15 protein-coding genes are annotated in these 16,511 nt (G+C 70.5%); 8 read left to right on the top strand and 7 right to left on the bottom strand.

Translation table 11 applies throughout. From position 1 onward, the window contains the following. Both ACTWQA_RS11670 and ACTWQA_RS11665 read left to right on the top strand, forming a co-directional pair. Positions 1-1,350, top strand: coding sequence for a nucleotide sugar dehydrogenase (locus ACTWQA_RS11670; protein WP_443159255.1), 1,350 nt, complete (start codon positions 1-3; stop codon positions 1,348-1,350). 4 nt (positions 1,351-1,354) lie between these two features. Further along, entirely contained in the window at positions 1,355-2,332 is a 978-nt protein-coding gene (locus ACTWQA_RS11665) for an NAD-dependent epimerase/dehydratase family protein (protein WP_443159254.1), read from the top strand. Here ACTWQA_RS11665 and ACTWQA_RS11660 read toward each other — a convergent pair. The 3 genes from ACTWQA_RS11660 to ACTWQA_RS11650 form a co-directional block, all read right to left on the bottom strand. Next, entirely contained in the window at positions 2,274-3,431 is a 1,158-nt protein-coding gene (locus tag ACTWQA_RS11660; RefSeq protein ID WP_443159253.1) for a DegT/DnrJ/EryC1/StrS family aminotransferase, read from the bottom strand. The two genes, ACTWQA_RS11665 and ACTWQA_RS11660, sit on opposite strands and share 59 nt — an antisense overlap. Further along, complete coding sequence (locus ACTWQA_RS11655) at positions 3,428-3,862, bottom strand: sugar 3,4-ketoisomerase (RefSeq protein WP_443159252.1); 435 nt, start codon at positions 3,860-3,862, stop codon at positions 3,428-3,430. The genes ACTWQA_RS11660 and ACTWQA_RS11655 overlap by 4 nt, the downstream gene beginning before the upstream one ends. A gap of 278 nt (positions 3,863-4,140) precedes the next feature. After that, on the bottom strand, positions 4,141-4,698 hold the full coding sequence (locus ACTWQA_RS11650) for a GNAT family N-acetyltransferase (RefSeq protein WP_443159251.1): 558 nt from the start codon (positions 4,696-4,698) through the stop codon (positions 4,141-4,143). 100 nt (positions 4,699-4,798) lie between these two features. Between ACTWQA_RS11650 and ACTWQA_RS11645 the strand changes: the two genes are divergently transcribed. Next, positions 4,799-6,016 carry a methyltransferase domain-containing protein gene (locus ACTWQA_RS11645; RefSeq protein ID WP_443159250.1) on the top strand — a complete coding sequence of 406 codons (1,218 nt, stop codon included), beginning with the start codon at positions 4,799-4,801 and terminating at the stop codon, positions 6,014-6,016. Here ACTWQA_RS11645 and ACTWQA_RS11640 read toward each other — a convergent pair. Further along, positions 6,009-7,283, bottom strand: a complete 1,275-nt coding sequence (locus tag ACTWQA_RS11640; RefSeq protein WP_443159249.1) for an activator-dependent family glycosyltransferase — start codon at positions 7,281-7,283, stop codon at positions 6,009-6,011. The two genes, ACTWQA_RS11645 and ACTWQA_RS11640, sit on opposite strands and share 8 nt — an antisense overlap. 62 nt (positions 7,284-7,345) lie before the next feature. Here ACTWQA_RS11640 and ACTWQA_RS11635 point away from each other — a divergent pair, with 62 nt between their 5' ends. The 5 genes from ACTWQA_RS11635 to ACTWQA_RS11615 all read left to right on the top strand — a co-directional run bounded on the left by ACTWQA_RS11635 (position 7,346) and on the right by ACTWQA_RS11615 (position 12,367). Further along, positions 7,346-8,479: an activator-dependent family glycosyltransferase gene (locus tag ACTWQA_RS11635; RefSeq protein ID WP_443159248.1), complete on the top strand. Its 1,134-nt coding sequence runs from the start codon at positions 7,346-7,348 to the stop codon at positions 8,477-8,479. A 4-nt stretch (positions 8,480-8,483) separates the two neighbouring features. Then, positions 8,484-9,500, top strand: coding sequence for a ketoacyl-ACP synthase III family protein (locus ACTWQA_RS11630; protein ID WP_443159247.1), 1,017 nt, complete (start codon positions 8,484-8,486; stop codon positions 9,498-9,500). Beyond that, on the top strand, positions 9,497-10,621 hold the full coding sequence (locus tag ACTWQA_RS11625; protein WP_443159246.1) for an acyl-CoA dehydrogenase family protein: 1,125 nt from the start codon (positions 9,497-9,499) through the stop codon (positions 10,619-10,621). Before ACTWQA_RS11630 ends, ACTWQA_RS11625 begins: the two co-directional genes overlap by 4 nt. A gap of 64 nt (positions 10,622-10,685) precedes the next feature. Continuing rightward, complete coding sequence (locus ACTWQA_RS11620; protein WP_443159245.1) at positions 10,686-12,131, top strand: amino acid adenylation domain-containing protein; 1,446 nt, start codon at positions 10,686-10,688, stop codon at positions 12,129-12,131. Continuing rightward, positions 12,128-12,367 (top strand): acyl carrier protein, encoded by a 240-nt coding sequence (locus ACTWQA_RS11615; RefSeq protein WP_443159244.1) that lies wholly within the window; start codon positions 12,128-12,130, stop codon positions 12,365-12,367. Before ACTWQA_RS11620 ends, ACTWQA_RS11615 begins: the two co-directional genes overlap by 4 nt. Positions 12,368-12,370: 3 nt before the next feature. Here ACTWQA_RS11615 and ACTWQA_RS11610 read toward each other — a convergent pair whose 3' ends face one another. Genes ACTWQA_RS11610 through ACTWQA_RS11600 form a run of 3 tightly spaced genes read right to left on the bottom strand, consistent with a single transcriptional unit; the run spans position 12,371 to position 16,508 of the window. Next, positions 12,371-13,741 (bottom strand): NDP-hexose 2,3-dehydratase family protein, encoded by a 1,371-nt coding sequence (locus tag ACTWQA_RS11610; protein ID WP_443159243.1) that lies wholly within the window; start codon positions 13,739-13,741, stop codon positions 12,371-12,373. A gap of 20 nt (positions 13,742-13,761) precedes the next feature. Continuing rightward, complete coding sequence (locus ACTWQA_RS11605) at positions 13,762-14,871, bottom strand: DegT/DnrJ/EryC1/StrS family aminotransferase (protein ID WP_443159242.1); 1,110 nt, start codon at positions 14,869-14,871, stop codon at positions 13,762-13,764. Then, positions 14,868-16,508, bottom strand: coding sequence for a fatty acyl-AMP ligase (locus ACTWQA_RS11600; RefSeq protein ID WP_443159241.1), 1,641 nt, complete (start codon positions 16,506-16,508; stop codon positions 14,868-14,870). Before ACTWQA_RS11600 ends, ACTWQA_RS11605 begins: the two co-directional genes overlap by 4 nt. Positions 16,509-16,511 lie beyond the last annotated feature (3 nt).

The raw sequence follows: 16,511 nt of genomic DNA, 5'->3' as shown, positions 1-16,511 counted from the left end.
ATGCGTTTCCTGCCTGACGACGAACTCACCGTCGCGGTCGTGGGTCTGGGCTACGTCGGGTCGTGCCTGGCCGCGATCCTGGCAGACAGCGGCACGGACGTGATCGGCATCGACATCGACGCCGCCCACGTGGCCGAGCTGAACGCCGGCCGGTGCCGCTTCAGCGAGGCCGGGCTGCCCGAGCTGCTGGCCCGCTGGGCGGGCACAGAGCGCCTGCGGGTCACCACGGACTACGCCCGCGCGGCCGAGGCCGACGTGGTCGTGGTCACGGTGGGCACCCCCGTCCACGAGGACGGCACGCTGAAGGACACCCAGCTGAGGAGCGCGTGCGAGGAGCTGAGCAAGTACCTGCGCCCCGGCGGGCTGCTCGTGTTCAAGAGCACCGTGCCGCCCGGCATGACCAGGGAGCTGGTCGTGCCGCTGCTCCAGCAGCGCGGGCTGATGTGCGGAGCGGACTTCGGGCTGGCGTTCTGCCCCGAGCGGCTGTCGGAGGGCGAGGCGCTGCGCGAGCTGCGCAGCTTCCCCATCGTGGCCGGCGGCTGGTGCGCCGACAGCACGGAGGCCGCGGCCGAGTTCTGGCGCAGGAGCATGGGCGCCGAAGTGATCGTCTGCGACTCGATCGAGGCGGCGGAGATGGTCAAGCTGGCCGACAACTGGTGGATCGACCACAACATCGCGCTCGCCAACGAGCTGGCCAGGGTGTGCGGGCTGCTCGACGTGGACGTGCTGGACGTCATCGCGGCCGCCAACTCCATCCCCAAGGGCAACGGCAACGTCAACATCCTGCTGCCCAGCGTCGGCGTGGGCGGCTCCTGCCTGACCAAGGACCCGTGGATGGTGTGGCGGGCCGCCCGCGACCGCGGTGTGGACCTGCGGACCATCCCGGCGGCACGCGCCGTGAACGACTCGATGCCCGCGCACACGTTCGACCTCATCGCCGGCGAGCTGGCCAAGCTCGGAAAGCCGGTCGCCGGGTCGAAGGTGGCGGTGATCGGGCTGGCCTTCAAGAACAACACCGGCGACCTGCGGGCCACGCCCACCCGCCCGGTCGTGGCGGCCCTGCGCGAGGCGGGGGCCGAGGTCGCCATCTTCGACCCGCTGGTGGACGAGGACGAGGCGGAGAAGACGTTCGGGCTGCCGATGTCCCCAGGGGTGGCGGAGGCGGTCGAGGGGGCGGACTGCCTGGCCGTGCTGGCCTGGCACAAGGCGTTCGAGGCGATCGACCTCGTACGGCTCAAGCGGCGCACCGCGGACTCGTGCGTGGTGGTGGACGGCCGCGCCTACTACTCGAAGGAGACGATTGCGATGTTGCAGGAATCGGGATTCGCCTATCGCGGGATCGGACGGTAGCGCCATGGCTCGTGTGGTGGTCACCGGCGGCTGCGGCTTCCTGGGAAGCCATCTCGTGGACCGGCTGGTACGACAGGGCGACCAGGCGGTCGTGTTCGACAGGGGGACGCCGTCTCCCGATCAGGAGGTCGCGGCGACGTACGTCAAGGGCGATATCTGCGACATCAGGCACTTGGCCGACGTCATCACCAAAGAGATCGACATCGTCTACCACCTGGCGGCCATCGTGGGCGTGGACCGCTACGTGGACCGGCCGCTCGACGTCGTCGACGTCAACCTGCTCGGCACCAGGAACGTGCTGGAGCTGGCGGAGCGCGCCGGCGTGAAGGTGGTCGTGGCCAGCACCAGCGAGGTGTTCGGCAAGAATCCGCAGGTGCCCTGGTCGGAGGAGTCGGACAGGGTGCTCGGGAGCACCTCGATCGAGCGGTGGGGCTACTCCACGAGCAAGGCGCTGGCCGAGCACCTCACGTACGCGTTCATCCGCCAGCACGGCCTGACCGCCACCATCGTGCGATATTTCAACATCTACGGCCCGCGGCAGCGGCCGGCGTTCATCGTCAGCAGGAGCATCCACAGAGCGCTGAGGGGCCTGCGGCCCGTGGTGTACGACGCCGGCGGCCAGACCCGCGCCTTCACCTTCGTCGACGACGTGGTCGAGGCCACCGTGCTGGCGGGCACCAGCAGCAAGGCCGACGGCGAGGCGTTCAACGTCGGGCACAGGACGGAGTGCACGATCCAGAAGATCGTCGATCTCGTCATCGAGCTCACCGGCACCGCGCCCGACGTGATCCCGGTGGACACGAGGGGCCATTACGGCGACAGCTACCAGGACCTCCTGAGGCGGCTGCCGGACAGCACGAAGGCAGGCAAGGTGCTCGGCTGGCGCAGCGAGACCGGCCTCAGGGAGGGGATCCAGCGCACGGTCACCTGGGCGCGGGCGAACCAGTGGTGGCTCGACCTGCCGGACAGCGGCCCTGAGTGAGATGGGCGGTCGCCGCGCGAACCGCGGCGACCACCTCGCCGGCCGCCTCGGCCGTCAGATGCGGCCCCATCGGCAGGCTGAGCACCTCATCGGCCAGGCGGTCGGCCAGCGGGTACGAGCCCGCCACGGAACCCGCGTACGCGGCCGAGCGGTGCACGGCCACCGGATAGTGGATCAGCGTGCCGACGCCGGCCGCCGCCAGCAGGTCCTGCAGCTCCTGGCGGCGCGGATGCCGGACCACGAACAGATGCCAGACGTGCTCGGACCACGGCGCCACCACGGGCAGCCGCAGGCCGTCCAGCTCGGCCAGCTCAGCCAGGTAGCGCCCCGCCACGGCCCGCCTGCGCACGTTCCACGCGTCCAGCCGGGCCAGCTTCACCCGCAGGACGGCCGCTTGGAGCTCGTCCAGCCTGGAGTTGCCCGCCGGCTCCTCGTGGTGGTACTTGACACGCGAGCCGCAGTTGCGCAGCAGCCGCACCCGGGCCGCCAGGTGCGCGTCGTCGGTCACCACCGCGCCGCCGTCGCCCAGAGCGCCCAGGTTCTTGCCCGGGTAGAAGCTGAAGGCCGCCGTGGCAGGCCGGGCGCCCACCCGGAAGCCCCGGTGGCGGGCCCCGTGTGCCTGCGCGGCGTCCTCCACCACGGCCAGCCCGTGCCGCCTGGCGATGGCGTTGATCGCGTCCAGGTCGGCGGGCTGGCCGTACAGGTGCACCGGCATGATCGCCGCGGTCCTGGTCGTGATCGCCGCTTCAACCGCGGCCGGGTCGATGAGGAACGTGCTCTCGACCGGCTCGGCGGGCACGGGACGCGCGCCCGTCTTGGAGACCGCCACCCAGCTCGCGATGAACGTGTGCGAGGGCACGATGACCTCGTCGCCGGGGCCGACACCGAGCCCGCGCAGGATGAGCTCCAGCGCGTCCACGCCGCTGCCCACGGCCACGCAGTGACTGTTGCCGCAGTAGCCGGCGAACTCCGACTCCAGCGCCTCCACCTCGGGCCCCAGCAGGTACCAGCCGGACTCCAGCACCCGCCGCACGGCCCTGTCGATCTCGTCCTTGAGCTCCCCGTAAGGGGCCTTCAGATCCAGGAAGGGAATCGTCATGCCAGGCTCCGCGCGTCGCGCAGGAACTCCTCGTAGTCGCGGTAGTACTCGCTCTCGTCGTAGTGGTCGGCCACCAGCCACAGCCCCACCGTCCCAGGTGCGAAGTCGACCATGTCGCGCCAGACCATCGGACCCATGTAGAGCCCCTTGCTGGGGTGGTCGAGCACGAACGTGTGCTTGGTGAACCCGTCGTCCACCACGACCTCGAACCGGCCGTGCACAGCGATGATGAGCTGCTCGAGGCGCCGGTGCCCGTGTGCGCCGCGGGCCGCGCCGTCGGGGATGTCGAACATGTAGTACGCCCGCCTGATCACGAACGGGACGTGGATGCCCGTCTCGACCACGCAGAGGCTTCCGCGCGGGTCGGTGAACTCGGGCAGGTCGATGATCCGGCAGGGCTTGATCCTGCCCACAGCCACAGAGGTGCTCACGTCGTCGGAACCTGCGCTTCCTCGCGGCGCGCGATCCGCACCACCACGAACTCGGCCAGGTCGTCGAACGTCCTGCCCTCGAACGTGTGGTCTCCTCCAGCAGCGGCACGAGGAAGTAGTCCTCGAGCGACAGGATCAGCTGGACGACGGAGAAGGAGTCGAGGTCACCCAGGTGCTGGGGCTCCTGGATGTCGGGATCGCCCGAGCTGAGCACGACGATGGCCGCCGCCTGCTCCCTGATCTGCTCGGTGATCTCCTTGCGCTCGGTCTCGTACATGTCAGCGTCCCTCTCCGTTCGCGGCCTTGCGCCCGTGCACCAGGCGGGTCAGGAGCTTGGTGCCGTACTCCTCCCAGTCCTCGCGGTAGATCGCGAAGACGTGCACGTCCGTCAGCTCGCCGTTCTCGACGGCGTGGCCCGGGAGGGTGGCCTCCTTGCGGACGAGCTGGGGCGGGCCCGTGAAGTTCCTGGCCTCGGCATCGGTCGTCCAGAAATAGACCTTCCTGACGTTCCACATGGCGAAGGCGTAGTTGACGGTCATCAACGTGACCTCCGCGCCCAGGCCCATCCGGCCTCTGCCCGCGTCCGTCAGGATCTCGGCCCTGATGTGCCGTCCCGCCTGGTCCAGGTCGCGCAGCGAGGTCAGGCCCACCACCTGGCCGCGCTGCTCGACGAAGAACTGGGCGGCGAGATTGCCGGCGTGTTCCCGCTCGAATGCGGCGCGTTCAGGAAGGGTCGCGATTCCAGCTTTCTGGAGCGTCTCGTAAACGGTCGGGCCGTCGCTGGAATGCGCCGGGCGAAGCGCCGTCCTTTTGGTTTCGACATGGGGAAAGAGCATGAGCTGCCACCTCGGTTCCGGCGTCCCGCCGGCGGGACGGAGTGGAATTAGGGACAGTTTATGTTGATATTTCCTGGGCGTCACCAAGAAAGGAATTGCCATGGGTGAGTGCCGCGTTTGCGCGGGAACTGTCACTGAGTTCTTCGACTTCGGCCGGCAGCCGCTGTCCGACGCTTTCGTACGGCCCGCGGACTTCGCGTCGGAGTTCTTCTTCCGGCTCGCGGTCGGCGTCTGCGCGTCGTGCTCGATGGTGCAGCTCATGGACGAGGTGCCGCGCGAGCACATGTTCCACGAGGACTACCCGTACCTCTCGTCGGGTTCGGCGGTCATGCGGGCACACTTCGAGCGGACCGCCGAGCGCTTCCTCGCCACCGAGCTGACCGGTCCCGATCCGTTTGTCGTGGAGCTGGGCTGCAATGACGGCGCGATGCTCAAGGCGGTCGCGGAGGCCGGCGTCAGGCATCTGGGGATCGAGCCGTCGGGAGGGGTGGCCGACCTCGCCGCCGCCAAGGGCGTCAGGGTGCGCAAGGCGTTCTTCGAGGAGTCCACGGCGCTGGAGGTGCGTGAGTCGGACGGGCCGGCGAAAGTGATCTTCGCGGCGAACACGCTCTGCCATATCCCCTACATCGGCTCGGTCTTCCGCGGCGTGGACACGCTGCTCGCGCCGGACGGGGTGTTCGTGTTCGAGGATCCCTACTTCGCCGAGATCGTACGGCGGACCTCGTTCGACCAGATCTACGACGAGCATTTCTTCTTCTTCACCGCGCGGTCCGTGCGTGCCATGGCCGCCGCGTACGGCTTCGAGCTGGTGGACGTCGAGCCGCTCGCGGTGCACGGCGGCGAGGTCCGCTACACGCTGGCCCGCGCGGGCGCGCGGCGGCCCACCGACGCCGTGCGTGACCTGCTGGCCGAGGAGGAAGGTGCGGGGTTGGCCGACCTGTCCACGCTGCGCGCTTTCGCCACGCGCGTGGAAGGCATCAGGGACGGGCTGACGTCGCTGCTGCGCGACCTGCACGAGCAGGGGAAGACCGTCGCCGGGTACGGGGCCACGGCCAAGAGCGCCACGGTGACCAACTACTGCGGCATCGGCCCCGACCTGGTGCCGTACGTGTGCGACAGCACACCGGCCAAGCAGGGCCGGTTCATGCCGGGCTCGCACATCCCGGTGCGCGAGCCCGCCGCGTTCGCCGACCCGTACCCCGACTACGCGCTGCTGTTCGCCTGGAACCACGCCGCGGAGATCATGGCCAAGGAGACGGCGTTCAAGGACGCGGGCGGCCGGTGGATCCTCTACGTCCCCGAGGTGCACGTCATCTGAGCTCCGCGACCCGCCGCTCGATCTCGGGCACCAGGTCGTTGGGCGTGGGCAGGGCGAGCATCTCCTCGCGCAGGCGGGTGGCGTTCTCCTGGAACGAGAGCTCGTCCAGGAGGCGCACCAGCCGCTCGCGGATCCCCGCGCCGGTCGCCTCGGCGCAGCTCAGCGTCAGGCCCGCGCCCTGGTCCTGGAGGTACTGGGCGCGCAGCTTCCCGTCGAAGAAGAACGGCACGATGAGCTGCGGCACTCCGTGCAGGAGCGTCGTGCAGTAGGAGCCGTTGCCGCCGTGGTTGATGATCGCCGAGCAGGTGGGCGCCAGCGCGTTCAGCGGTACGAACGTCACGAGCCTGGTGTTGTCCGGCACTCGCGCCAGGCCCGCCCGCTCGGCCTCCGACACGGTCGCGACCAGATCGATGTCGAGGTCGGCGAGCGCGTCGAGCTGCTCCTGCACGGAGATGGCGTAGCCGTCGAGCCGTTCGGTGGACGACACCCCCAGGGTGAGCGCAACGCGCGGCTTCTCCGGTGATGCGCGCAACCACTGCGGCACGACCGAGACGCCGTTGTACGGCACGTACCGCATGGGCAGGTAGTCCAGGCCCCGGTCCAGGCCGTAGGCGGGGTCCTGGCGCAGCGAGGACGGCACGTTGTCGATGGTGAAGTGGCCGGTCGTCAGCTCCTCCCCGAACCGCCCCGCCTTGGCCCCGATCCACTCGGCCAGCAGGTCACGGCCGCCCGGCGGGCGTACCCGCAGGAAGTGGGACCGCGTCCGGGTGAAGAGGTCCACGCTCCACATCATCCTGGCGTGCACGGCCCCGCAGGCGGCGGCCGCGATCGGGCCCGCGTACGTGACCGGCTCCCAGACCACCAGGTCGGGCCGCCACGACCGGCAGAACGCGATCAGATCGCGGATCATGGGATCGTTGACCAGCCGGAACCACCACGGCACCACCTGGCTGTACCCCGACGACAGGTACTCCCAGGTGAGCTTGGCGGGGTCGTTCTCGGTAAAGTCGAAACGCTCCTCGTCACCGCCGTCCAGCTCTTCGGTGCGTTTGAGGAATTGGTGCAGGGTGTGATCCCGGCCCACGGGCACGGCGGTCAGGCCGGTGTTCGTGATGACGTCGGTGAGTTCGGGCTGGCTCGCCACTCTTACGTCGTGTCCGGCCGTTTTCAGCGCCCACGCGAGTGGCACCATGCCGAGGAAGTGTGTTTTCTCTGCGTACGTGGTGAATAAGATTCGCACGCCCTGGATGAAAGCGGGATGTGTCATTAAGGTCAACGTTTATGCGCGTCTTGTTCGCGACATATGCTGAGAAGACCCATTTCCTAGGTATGGTGCCACTCGCGTGGGCCCTGCGTACGGCGGGCCACGACGTACGGGTGGCCAGCCAGCCGGAGCTGACCGCTGCCATCACGAACGCCGGTCTGACCGCCGTCCCCGTGGGCCGCGACCACCGGCTGCGCCGCTTCCTGGCCGGCATCGGGCGGATGTCGGCCGACGACCCGATGCCGCTGCCCTTCGCCACGCCGCCCGAGCAGCTCACGAAGGAGGAGCTCACCCATGGGTACCGGGAGTTCGTCCAGCTCTGGTGCCGGCTGGTCAACGAGCCCATGATCGCCGACCTCGTGGACTTCTGCCGCTCGTGGCGGCCCGACCTGGTGATCTGGGAGCCGGTCACGTACGCGGGCCCGATCGCGGCCGCCGCCTGCGGGGCCGTGCACGCCAGGATGATGTGGAGCGTCGACCTCTTCACCCGCACCCGTGCCCATTTTGTACAGATTTGCGATGAAGATCCGCTTGCGGAGTGGCTGGAGAAGAAGGCCGGCCACTTCGACGAGGAGCTGACCACGGGCCGCTTCACCGTCGACAACGTCACCCCCTCGCTCCGCAAGGACTTCGACCTCCACCACCGCTACCTGGCGATGCGTTACGTGCCCTACAACGGCGTCTCGATCGTGCCGCCCTGGCTGCGCGAGCCGCCCGAGCGGCCGCGCGTGGCGCTCACGCTGGGCACCTCCGGCATCTCCGCGCCCGTGCCCGCGTGGGAGCTGCTCGACGCGCTCGCCGACCTCGACATCGAGCTGGTGGCCACGCTGCCGGACGAGCGGCCCGTGCCCGCCAACACCAGGCGCGTGGACTTCGTGCCGCTGGACGCGCTCGCGCCCACCTGCGCGGCCGTCGTGCACCACGGAGGCAACGGCTCCTACTGCACGACGTTGCTGCATGGCGTGCCCCAGCTCGTGCTGCCCAGCTTCTTCGACCTGCCGATCAGGGCCCGTTACCTGGAGGAGCAGGGCGCGGGGCTGAGCCTGCCGCAGTCGCAGGTGAGCGCGGAAGGGGTGCGTGAGCGGCTGCTGCGCCTGCTGGGCGAGCCCGCGTACAAGGAGAACGCGCTGCGGCTGCGCGAGGAGATGCTCAGCCTGCCCACCCCCAATGACCTGGTGCCCGAGCTGGTAGGAGCGTGACGAAGTGCGTACGGACGACGTCTACTTGGGCGGGCTCGGCGTGCACGTGCCCGAGACGGTCAGTGTGGGCTGGGCGGTCGAGCAGGGCCTGTACCCGGCCTCCGCCGCCGAGGAGCAGGGGCTGCTGGCCACGGCCATAGCCGGCGACACGCCCGCGCCCGAGATGGCCCTCCAGGCGGCCCAGGAGGCGCTCAAACAGCACGGCGCGCCGCTGGAGGAGCTGGGCCTGCTGCTGTACACCGACGTCTGGCACCAGGGGCCGGACGGCTGGTCCCCCCACTACTACCTGCAGCACCATCTCGTGGGCGGCGATCTGCTCGCGCTCGAGGTCAGGCAGGGCTGCAACGGCGTGTTCACGGCGCTGGAGCTGGCCTCGGCCTACCTGGGGGAGGGGCGCGACGCGCTGATCGTGGCGGCGGACAACTTCGGCACCGCACGCATCGACAGGTGGCGGGCCGGCCCCAACTTCATCCTCGGCGACGGCGCCTCCGCGCTCGTGCTCAGCCGCAGGCCCGGCTTCGCCCGGCTGCTGTCGGTGAACTCGGTGACCATCCCTGAGGCCGAGGAGCTGCACCGCCAGGGCGAGCCGCTGTTCCCGCCGGGGGCCACCACCGGGGCCGCGGTCGACTTCGTCGCCAGGACCGACGAGTTCGTCAAGCTCACGCTGTCCAAGCTCGACCTGGCGATGATCTGGATCACCATGCATGAGAAGTTCGTGCAGGTCATGAAGAAGACCCTGGAGGAGGCCGGGATCGAGGCCGAGCAGGTCACCAGGGTCGCGTTCACGAACCTCGGCAGGCAGGCCGTCGAGGAGCGCTGCGTGGGCGCGCTCGGCCTGCCCATGGAGAAGTCCACCTGGGAGCACGGGCGCACCGTCGGCCATCTCGGCGCCAGCGACCAGCTCGTCGCCCTGCACCACCTGCTGGCGGCGGGCGAGCTGGGGCCGGGCGACCACCTGCTCATGGCCAGCCTCGGTCCCGGCGTCACCGCCTCGTGCGCCGTCGTGAGGATCGGGCCATGAACTTCGACCTCGCTCCGGAGCAGCGCAAACGCTACGACGAGACGCTGGCGGGCGTCCGCGCCGAGCTGGCCTGCCCGAGCTCGCCCGCCACCCGCGCCGAGTGGCGGGCCGCCGGGAGGCTCGGGCTCACCGGGCTCTGCCTGCCCAAGGAGCACGGCGGGTCCGGCCTGGGCGCGCTGGACACGGCGTTGTGCCTGGAGGCGTTCGGCAGAGGGTGCGCGACTGCGGGGCTGCCGTTCGCGGTCGCCGCGCACCTGCTCGCCTGCGCCGTCCCCATCCGCGACTTCGCCTCGAAGGAGAGTGGCCTGCTCGCCGGGCTGGCAACCGGCGAGCGGATCGCGGCGAACGCGATGACCGAGGACGGCGCCGGCTCCGACGTCGGCAGGCTCGCCACCACCGCCCGCCGCGACGGCGACGCCTACGTGCTGGACGGCGAGAAGTCGTTCGCCAGCAACGCCCCGCTCGCCGACGTCATCGTGACCTACGCGGTCACCGACCCCACGGCCGGTTTCCTCGGCATCACCGCCTTCGCCGTGCCCCGCGACCTGCCCGGTGTCGAGGTCGGGTCGCCCCTGGAGAAGATGGGCCTGCACGGCTGCGCCGCCGCCCGCGTGCGCTTCTCCGGCTGCCGCGTGCCCGATCGTTACGTGCTCGGCAGGCCGGGGCAGGGCAGTGCGATCTTCCAGCACTCGATGGGCTGGGAGCGCGCCTGCCTGTTCGCCGTCTACCTCGGCCTGATGGACGACCAGCTCGACCGCGTGGTCGCGCACGCCCGCGAGCGCCGCCAGTTCGGCCGCGAGATCGGCGGCTTCCAGGCCGTCTCGCACCGGATCGCGGCCATGGCCCAGCGGCTGGAGGGCGCGCGGCTGCTGCTCTATCGAGCCTGCTGGCAGCTCGACCAGGGACACGCGGGCCGGGTGGCCGCGGCGGCCATGTCGAAGGCGGCGGTCTCCGAGGCGGCGGTGGCCAACGGGCTGGACGCGGTGCAGATCTTCGGCGCGGCCGGCTACCTGACCGGGCCGGGCATCGAGGCACGCCTGCGTGACGCCGTGCCGAGCACGATCTTCTCGGGGACGACGGAGATCCAGCGAGAGATCATCGCCAGGGAGGTGGGCTTGTGAGTGAGCGAAGCGAACGAACCAATGGACACAGCAACCTGTTCACAGGCCCGACGGAGGAGGGCCTGTGAACCTTCACAACCTGGTCATCTCGACGGCGGCGCGGCACCCCGGGCGGACTGCCGTGTCGGGTCCGGCGGGCGAGCTGAGCTACGCGGAGCTCGACCGCAGGGCCGGTGAGCTGGCCCGGACGCTGGCGGCGCGTGGTGTCGTGCGCGGCGACCGGGTGCTGATCTGGGGTCCGAAGTCGCCGGGCATGGTGGCGGCCATGCAGGCCGTACTCAGGCTCGGAGCGGCGTACGTGCCCGCGGGCGAGTCCACGCCCGCCGCCAGGGTCGCGCTCATGGCGGCGGACTGCGCGGCCAGGGTGATCTGCACGACCGCCGGCCTGATGGACCGGATCGGCGCCGGGATCGACCGCGTCGATGTGGACGCGCCCGGCGCGGGATCGATCGTCCCGGCCGAGTCGGGCGCGGGTGACCTGGCGTACATCCTCTACACCTCCGGCTCGACCGGCACGCCCAAGGGCGTCTGCGTCAGCCACGGCAACGCGCGGGCCTTCGTGGACTGGGCGGTGGCCGAGCTGGGCGCGCGAGCCGAGGACAGGTTCGCCAACCACGCGCCGTTCACGTTCGACCTGTCGGTGCTCGACCTCTACGCCGCCTTCTCGGTGGGCGCGGCCGTGTGCCTGATCCCCGGCGGGCTGGCGTACGCGCCGGGCAGGCTGGTGGAACTGCTGCACGAGCAGCGGATCAGCGTGTGGTACTCGGTGCCGTCCGCGCTCACACTCATGATCCGCGACGGCGGCCTGCTCGACGCGCCCGCCCCCGCCGGCCTGCGCGCGGTGCTGTTCGCGGGGGAGCCGTTCCCCATCCCGCACGTCCGCGGCCTCGCGCGGTGGACCACGGCCCGCCTGCTCAACCTGTACGGCCCCACCGAGACCAACGTGTGCACCTTCCACGAGGTCCGGCCCGAGGACCTGGCGCGCGACCGCCCCGTGCCGATCGGCCTGGCGAGCTGCGGCGACAAGGTGTGGCCCGTGCGCCCCGACGGCACCGTGGCGGGGCCGGGCGAGGAGGGCGAGCTGATGGTGGAGGGCCCCACCGTGATGCTGGGCTACTGGGGCCACGAGCCCCACCGCGGCCCCTACGCCACGGGCGACATCGTCAGGGCCCTGCCCGACGGCACGCTGGAGTACGTCGGCCGCACCGACCACCTCGTCAAGGTGCGGGGACACCGGGTCGAGCCGGGCGAGGTCGAGGCCGTGCTGGTCGCCCACCCGGGCGTCGCCGAGGCCGCCGTGACCGTCGAGGGGAGCGGGCTCGACGCCAGGCTCGTGGCCCATGTCAGGGCGCGCGCCGGGGCGGAGCCGGGCGTGCTGGCGCTCAAGCGGCACAGCGCCGGGCGGCTCCCGCCGTACATGATCTGCGACGAGTTCCGCTTCGTGGCCGAGCTGCCGCGCACCGGCAACGGAAAGATCGACAGGCTGGCACTGGAAAGGAGAACGACGTGACCGAGAGCGACGTGTCGAGCAAGCTCATCGGCTTCATCCGCGACAGGTTCCTGGACGGGGACCCACGGGGCGAGCTCGACGACAGCGCGCCCCTGCTCGAATGGGGGATCCTCACCTCGCTGAACACCTCGATCCTGCTCAACTACATCCGCGCCGAGTTCGGCGCGGTCGTGGACGGAATCGAGGCCGACGACTTCAGGACCGTGCGCAGCCTCACCGCGATGATCTGCCGGTGACGCTCACCAGAGGCTGTGCACGCAGGCCAGCAGGCTGCGGGCCTCGATGTTGAGATACTGGCCGTGCCTCAGCAGGCTCATGAGCTGGCGCACGGTCACCCAGCAGTAGTTCTCCGGCACCTCGGCGGGGAAGTCCTCGCCCACCTCGATCACCTGGTAGCGGGTCTGCGCGTGGTGGAAGCGGCCGCCCTCCTCCGACTGCACCGCGTCGTAGCGCACCTGCCCGGGGCGCGCGGCCAGCACGTCGTTCACGTACGGACCGCCGTCCCTCTCATGTGACATGAGCTGCACCGTCGGCGCCATCTCCACCACGTCCAGCAGCCCCGGCTCGGGCCTGGCCTGCACCAGCAGGTGCAGCACGCCCCCGATCGGCCGGGCCAGGAACGCGGCCAGCCCCACGCCGCGCGGGGCGAGCAGCGGCTGCGTCCACCTGGTGACCTCCCGGGTGCCCGCCTCCACGCTGACCGCGATGACCCGCACGTCCCTGTGCTCGTCGTCGGTGATCTCGTCCTCGCCTTTGGACCAGCCCTCGATCTGGGAGAGCGGGATGAGCCGGGAGTTCCACTCGCAGCGGGTCTTCGCCTCGATCAACCAGCTCAGGATGCGCTCCAGCGGGTGCAGCGCCAGCTCGGGGTCGTGCTCGTACGAGCGCACCAGCGCCTCGGAGAAGGCGTCGCCGCGCGTGCCGCGCGGATGCGCGAACGGCATGCACGACAGCACGGTGCGGGCGTCCATGTTGATGAAGTTGTCGGTGCCCAGCAGGGCCCGGACCTGGTGCAGCGTCAGCCAGTGGAAGTCCTCGTGCTCGGGGACGTCCTCGGTGACCTTGACCACCATGTTCCTGTTGCTCTTGTGCCAGAACCAGGCGCCCTGCTCCGACTGGAGCACGTCCACCAGCACCTGCCCGCGGCTCTCCCTGAAGTATTCGAGGTAGCGGGTGTTGGCTCCGCGGTGGATGCGGGTGTAGTTGCTCCTGGTGGCCTGCACGGTCGGCGAGAGCTGCAGGGTGTTGACGTTGCCCGGCTCCATCTTGGCCTGCATCAGGCAGTGCAGCACCCCGTCGAACTCCTTGACCAGGATGCCGAGCACGCCGATCTCCGGCTGGTTGATGATCGGCCGGGACCACAGCGCCTCGCCGTTCCGCACGCGCAGGCCCTCGACCGCGAAGAAGCGGCCGCTCTCGTGCACGAGGTTGCCGCCGTCCGGCTCGAAGCGCCACTTGTCCAGCTCGGCGAACGGGATCCTGGTCACGTTGAAGTAGCCGGCCCTGTGCCGTTCCGCCCACCAGTCCTGGAAGTCCGCGCCCGGGTCGTCCCCCGCCAGCGCCGAGAGCGTGAACTGGATCTCGGCCTCCAGGTCGTAACCCGCGCTCATGGTTCGCTCGCTTCGCTCGTTCACAGTGTCGCCAGTACGTCTCGAAGGGCGTCGATGACCTTCTCCTGGTCGCTGACCTGGAGCGAGGGGAACATGGGCAGCGAGAAGATCTCGTCGGCGGCCGACTCGGTCACGGGGAAGGCGCCCTTGCCGTAGCCGAGGTGGGCGAAGCCCGACATGGTGTGCACCGGCCACTGGTAGCTGATGTTGAGCTGGATGCCGTAGGAGCGCATCCGCTCGATGACGGCGTCGCGGGCGGGGTGGCGGACGACGTACACGTAGTAGACGTGCTCGTTGCCCTCCGCCGTGGCGGGCAGCACCAGGTCGGTGTCGGCGAGCCCGTCGGCGTACCTGGCGGCGACCGCGCGCCTGCCGGCGATGTAGGCGTCGAGCCTGGTCAGCTTGCGCCGCAGGATCTCGGCCTGCACCTCGTCCAGCCGGCTGTTGTGTCCTGGGGTCTCGACGACGTAGTAGCGGTCCTCCATGCCGTAGTACCGCAGCCGCCGCAACCGCGCGGCCACCGCGTCGTCGGAGGTGATCGTCGCTCCGCCGTCGCCGTACGCGCCCAGCACCTTCGTCGGGTAGAACGAGAAGGCCGCGGCCCGGCCCATCGAGCCCGCCACACGGCCGTGGTGACGCGCGCCGTGCGCCTGCGCGCAGTCCTCCAGGATGACCAGGTCGTGCTCGGCCGCCAGCCGCTCGAGCGGCGCCATGTCCACGCACTGTCCGTAGAGGTGCACGGGCAGCAGGCAGCGGGTGCGGGGCGTGATCGCCGCCGCCACCTGATCGACGTCCATCAGGTACGTGCCGGGCAGCGTGTCCACGAAGACCGGCACCGCCCCCACGGCGTCGATGGCGACCACGGTGGGCGCGGCCGTGTTCGAGACGGTGATGACCTCGTCCCCCGGCTTGACGCCGAGCGCCTGGAGGCCCAGGACGATGGCGTTGGTGCCGTTGTCCACACCCACGCAGTGCGCGGCTCCGTGGTAGTCGGCGAACGACCGCTCGAACCTGGACACGCTCTGGCCGAGCACCAGCCGCCCGGAGCGGAAGACGGTGTCCACGGCGTCGAGGAGGTCCTCGCGCTCTGCCTCGTACTCATGCAGGTAGTCCCAGACAGCCAGCGTCATAACCTGTCACCTTCGGGAATCGATGAGTGGAACTCTCCGCGCAGGTACTGCTCGCGGCAGGCGCCGCGCCTGAGCTTGCCGCTCGTGGTCCGCGGGATGCGGCCACGCCTGACGAGCAGGACTTCGTGCACGTCCAGGCCGTGCTCGCGGGTCACCGCCTGACGCGCCGACTCGGCGGCCGCCTTCCGCGCGGCCTCGTCATCGGTCAGCAGCTCGCGCTCGGCCTCGACGACCAGGACCAGCCGCTCGCCGTCCCCTTCTCCGTCGATGGAGCCGTCTGTGGAGAACGCCGCCGCGGTGGACAGGAGGTCCGGCGAGGTCGCCAGGACCGTGGTCTCGATGTCGTCCGGGTAGTGGTTGCGTCCCCGTACGATGACCAGGTCCTTGATCCGGCCGGCGACATAGAGCTCGCCCTCGTGGACGAAGCCCAGGTCGCCGGTGTGCAGCCAGCCGTCGTCGGCGTAGGAGGCGACGTTCGGGCCGCGTACCAGGATCTCGCCGACCTCGTCGCCGTCGATCATTATCGAGACGCCCTGGCTGGGTGTCCCGCAGGAGACCAGCCGCACGCCGTCGTGCGACGCGCGCACCTGGCCCGCGGCCAGCGCGGCCCGGTCCACGGTGACGGTCTTCGCCTGCCTGCCGACGGGCGAGGCGGTGACCGGAAGCGTGGCCTCGGCCAGGCCGTAGGAGGGGGTCGGGGCGGACGGGGACAACCCGCAGCCCGCGAAGGCCGCCACGAACGACTCGACGGCCTCGGGGCGGATGGGCTCGGCCGCGATCGTGAGCACCTTGAGCGAGCTGAGGTCGAGGTCCCGCTTGCGCTCGTCACTCACCCGCCGTACGCACTGCGTCAGGCTGAACGTCGGCGCCACGCTCCAGTCCGCCCGGAACTCCGAGATCGCCTCCAGCCACCGGTACGGGTCCTGCACGAACGTCATCGGGCTGATGTGCACGGTGTGCGACCCGGCGCTCAACGGCGTGGCGATGCCGCACACCAGCCCGAAGTCGTGGAAGAACGGCACCCACGACACCACGGTGGACGACTCGGGGAAGTGGGCGGTGATCTGGTGGTTGGCGGCGGCCAGGTTCGCGTGGGTGATCCGCACGCCGGTGGGGTTGCCGGTCGATCCGGAGGTGTACTGCAGGTACGCCACCTCGTCCGGATCGACGTCGGCCCGCCGCAGGTCGTGGCCCTCCGCGACGGGCACCTCGTCCACCAGCAGCAGGTCGTCCGCGCCCAGCGCGGCGCGCACGGCCGTGGCGGCGCCGGAGGTCGTGAGCACCGCGCCCGGCGCGCAGTCCGCGACGATCGCGCGCAGCCTGACGTGGTCGCGGAACAGCTCGGGCGCGTGCAGCGGCACCGCTACCACGCCCGCGTTCAGGCAGGCCAGGAAGGCCACGATGTACTCGAGCCCGTGCGGGCACATGATCGCCGCCCGCCCGCCCGGAGCGCAGCGTCGCCGCAGGACGGCGGCCGTGGCACGGGCCCGCGCGTCCAGCTCGCCGTAGGTCAGCGTGAGCGTGGCCCGGCCGCGCCGCCCGTCGGCCAGGCGTGCGCGGTGGTCGATGAAGGTGGCGGCGGGCCGGTCGCCGTCCAGCTGGGCCAGTTCGGCCACCGCGCCGTGGGTCGTCCTCATGGC

Origin of the sequence: Nonomuraea sp. 10N515B, from assembly GCF_052245915.1 — a bacterium.
GTDB lineage: Bacteria > Actinomycetota > Actinomycetes > Streptosporangiales > Streptosporangiaceae > Nonomuraea.
This window is presented reverse-complemented; position numbering and strand designations above follow the sequence as displayed.

Excerpts from the sequence above, each read along its gene's own strand:
- ACTWQA_RS11670 (WP_443159255.1), top strand. The coding sequence starts at position 1 with ATGCGTTTCCTGCCTGACGACGAACTCACCGTCGCGGTCGTGGGTCTG.
- ACTWQA_RS11665 (WP_443159254.1), top strand. The coding sequence starts at position 1,355 with ATGGCTCGTGTGGTGGTCACCGGCGGCTGCGGCTTCCTGGGAAGCCAT.
- ACTWQA_RS11660 (WP_443159253.1), bottom strand. The coding sequence starts at position 3,431 with ATGACGATTCCCTTCCTGGATCTGAAGGCCCCTTACGGGGAGCTCAAG.
- ACTWQA_RS11650 (WP_443159251.1), bottom strand. The coding sequence starts at position 4,698 with ATGCTCTTTCCCCATGTCGAAACCAAAAGGACGGCGCTTCGCCCGGCG.
- ACTWQA_RS11645 (WP_443159250.1), top strand. The coding sequence starts at position 4,799 with ATGGGTGAGTGCCGCGTTTGCGCGGGAACTGTCACTGAGTTCTTCGAC.
- ACTWQA_RS11640 (WP_443159249.1), bottom strand. The coding sequence starts at position 7,283 with ATGACACATCCCGCTTTCATCCAGGGCGTGCGAATCTTATTCACCACG.
- ACTWQA_RS11635 (WP_443159248.1), top strand. The coding sequence starts at position 7,346 with ATGGTGCCACTCGCGTGGGCCCTGCGTACGGCGGGCCACGACGTACGG.
- ACTWQA_RS11625 (WP_443159246.1), top strand. The coding sequence starts at position 9,497 with ATGAACTTCGACCTCGCTCCGGAGCAGCGCAAACGCTACGACGAGACG.
- ACTWQA_RS11610 (WP_443159243.1), bottom strand. The coding sequence starts at position 13,741 with ATGAGCGCGGGTTACGACCTGGAGGCCGAGATCCAGTTCACGCTCTCG.
- ACTWQA_RS11605 (WP_443159242.1), bottom strand. The coding sequence starts at position 14,871 with ATGACGCTGGCTGTCTGGGACTACCTGCATGAGTACGAGGCAGAGCGC.
- ACTWQA_RS11600 (WP_443159241.1), bottom strand. The coding sequence starts at position 16,508 with ATGAGGACGACCCACGGCGCGGTGGCCGAACTGGCCCAGCTGGACGGC.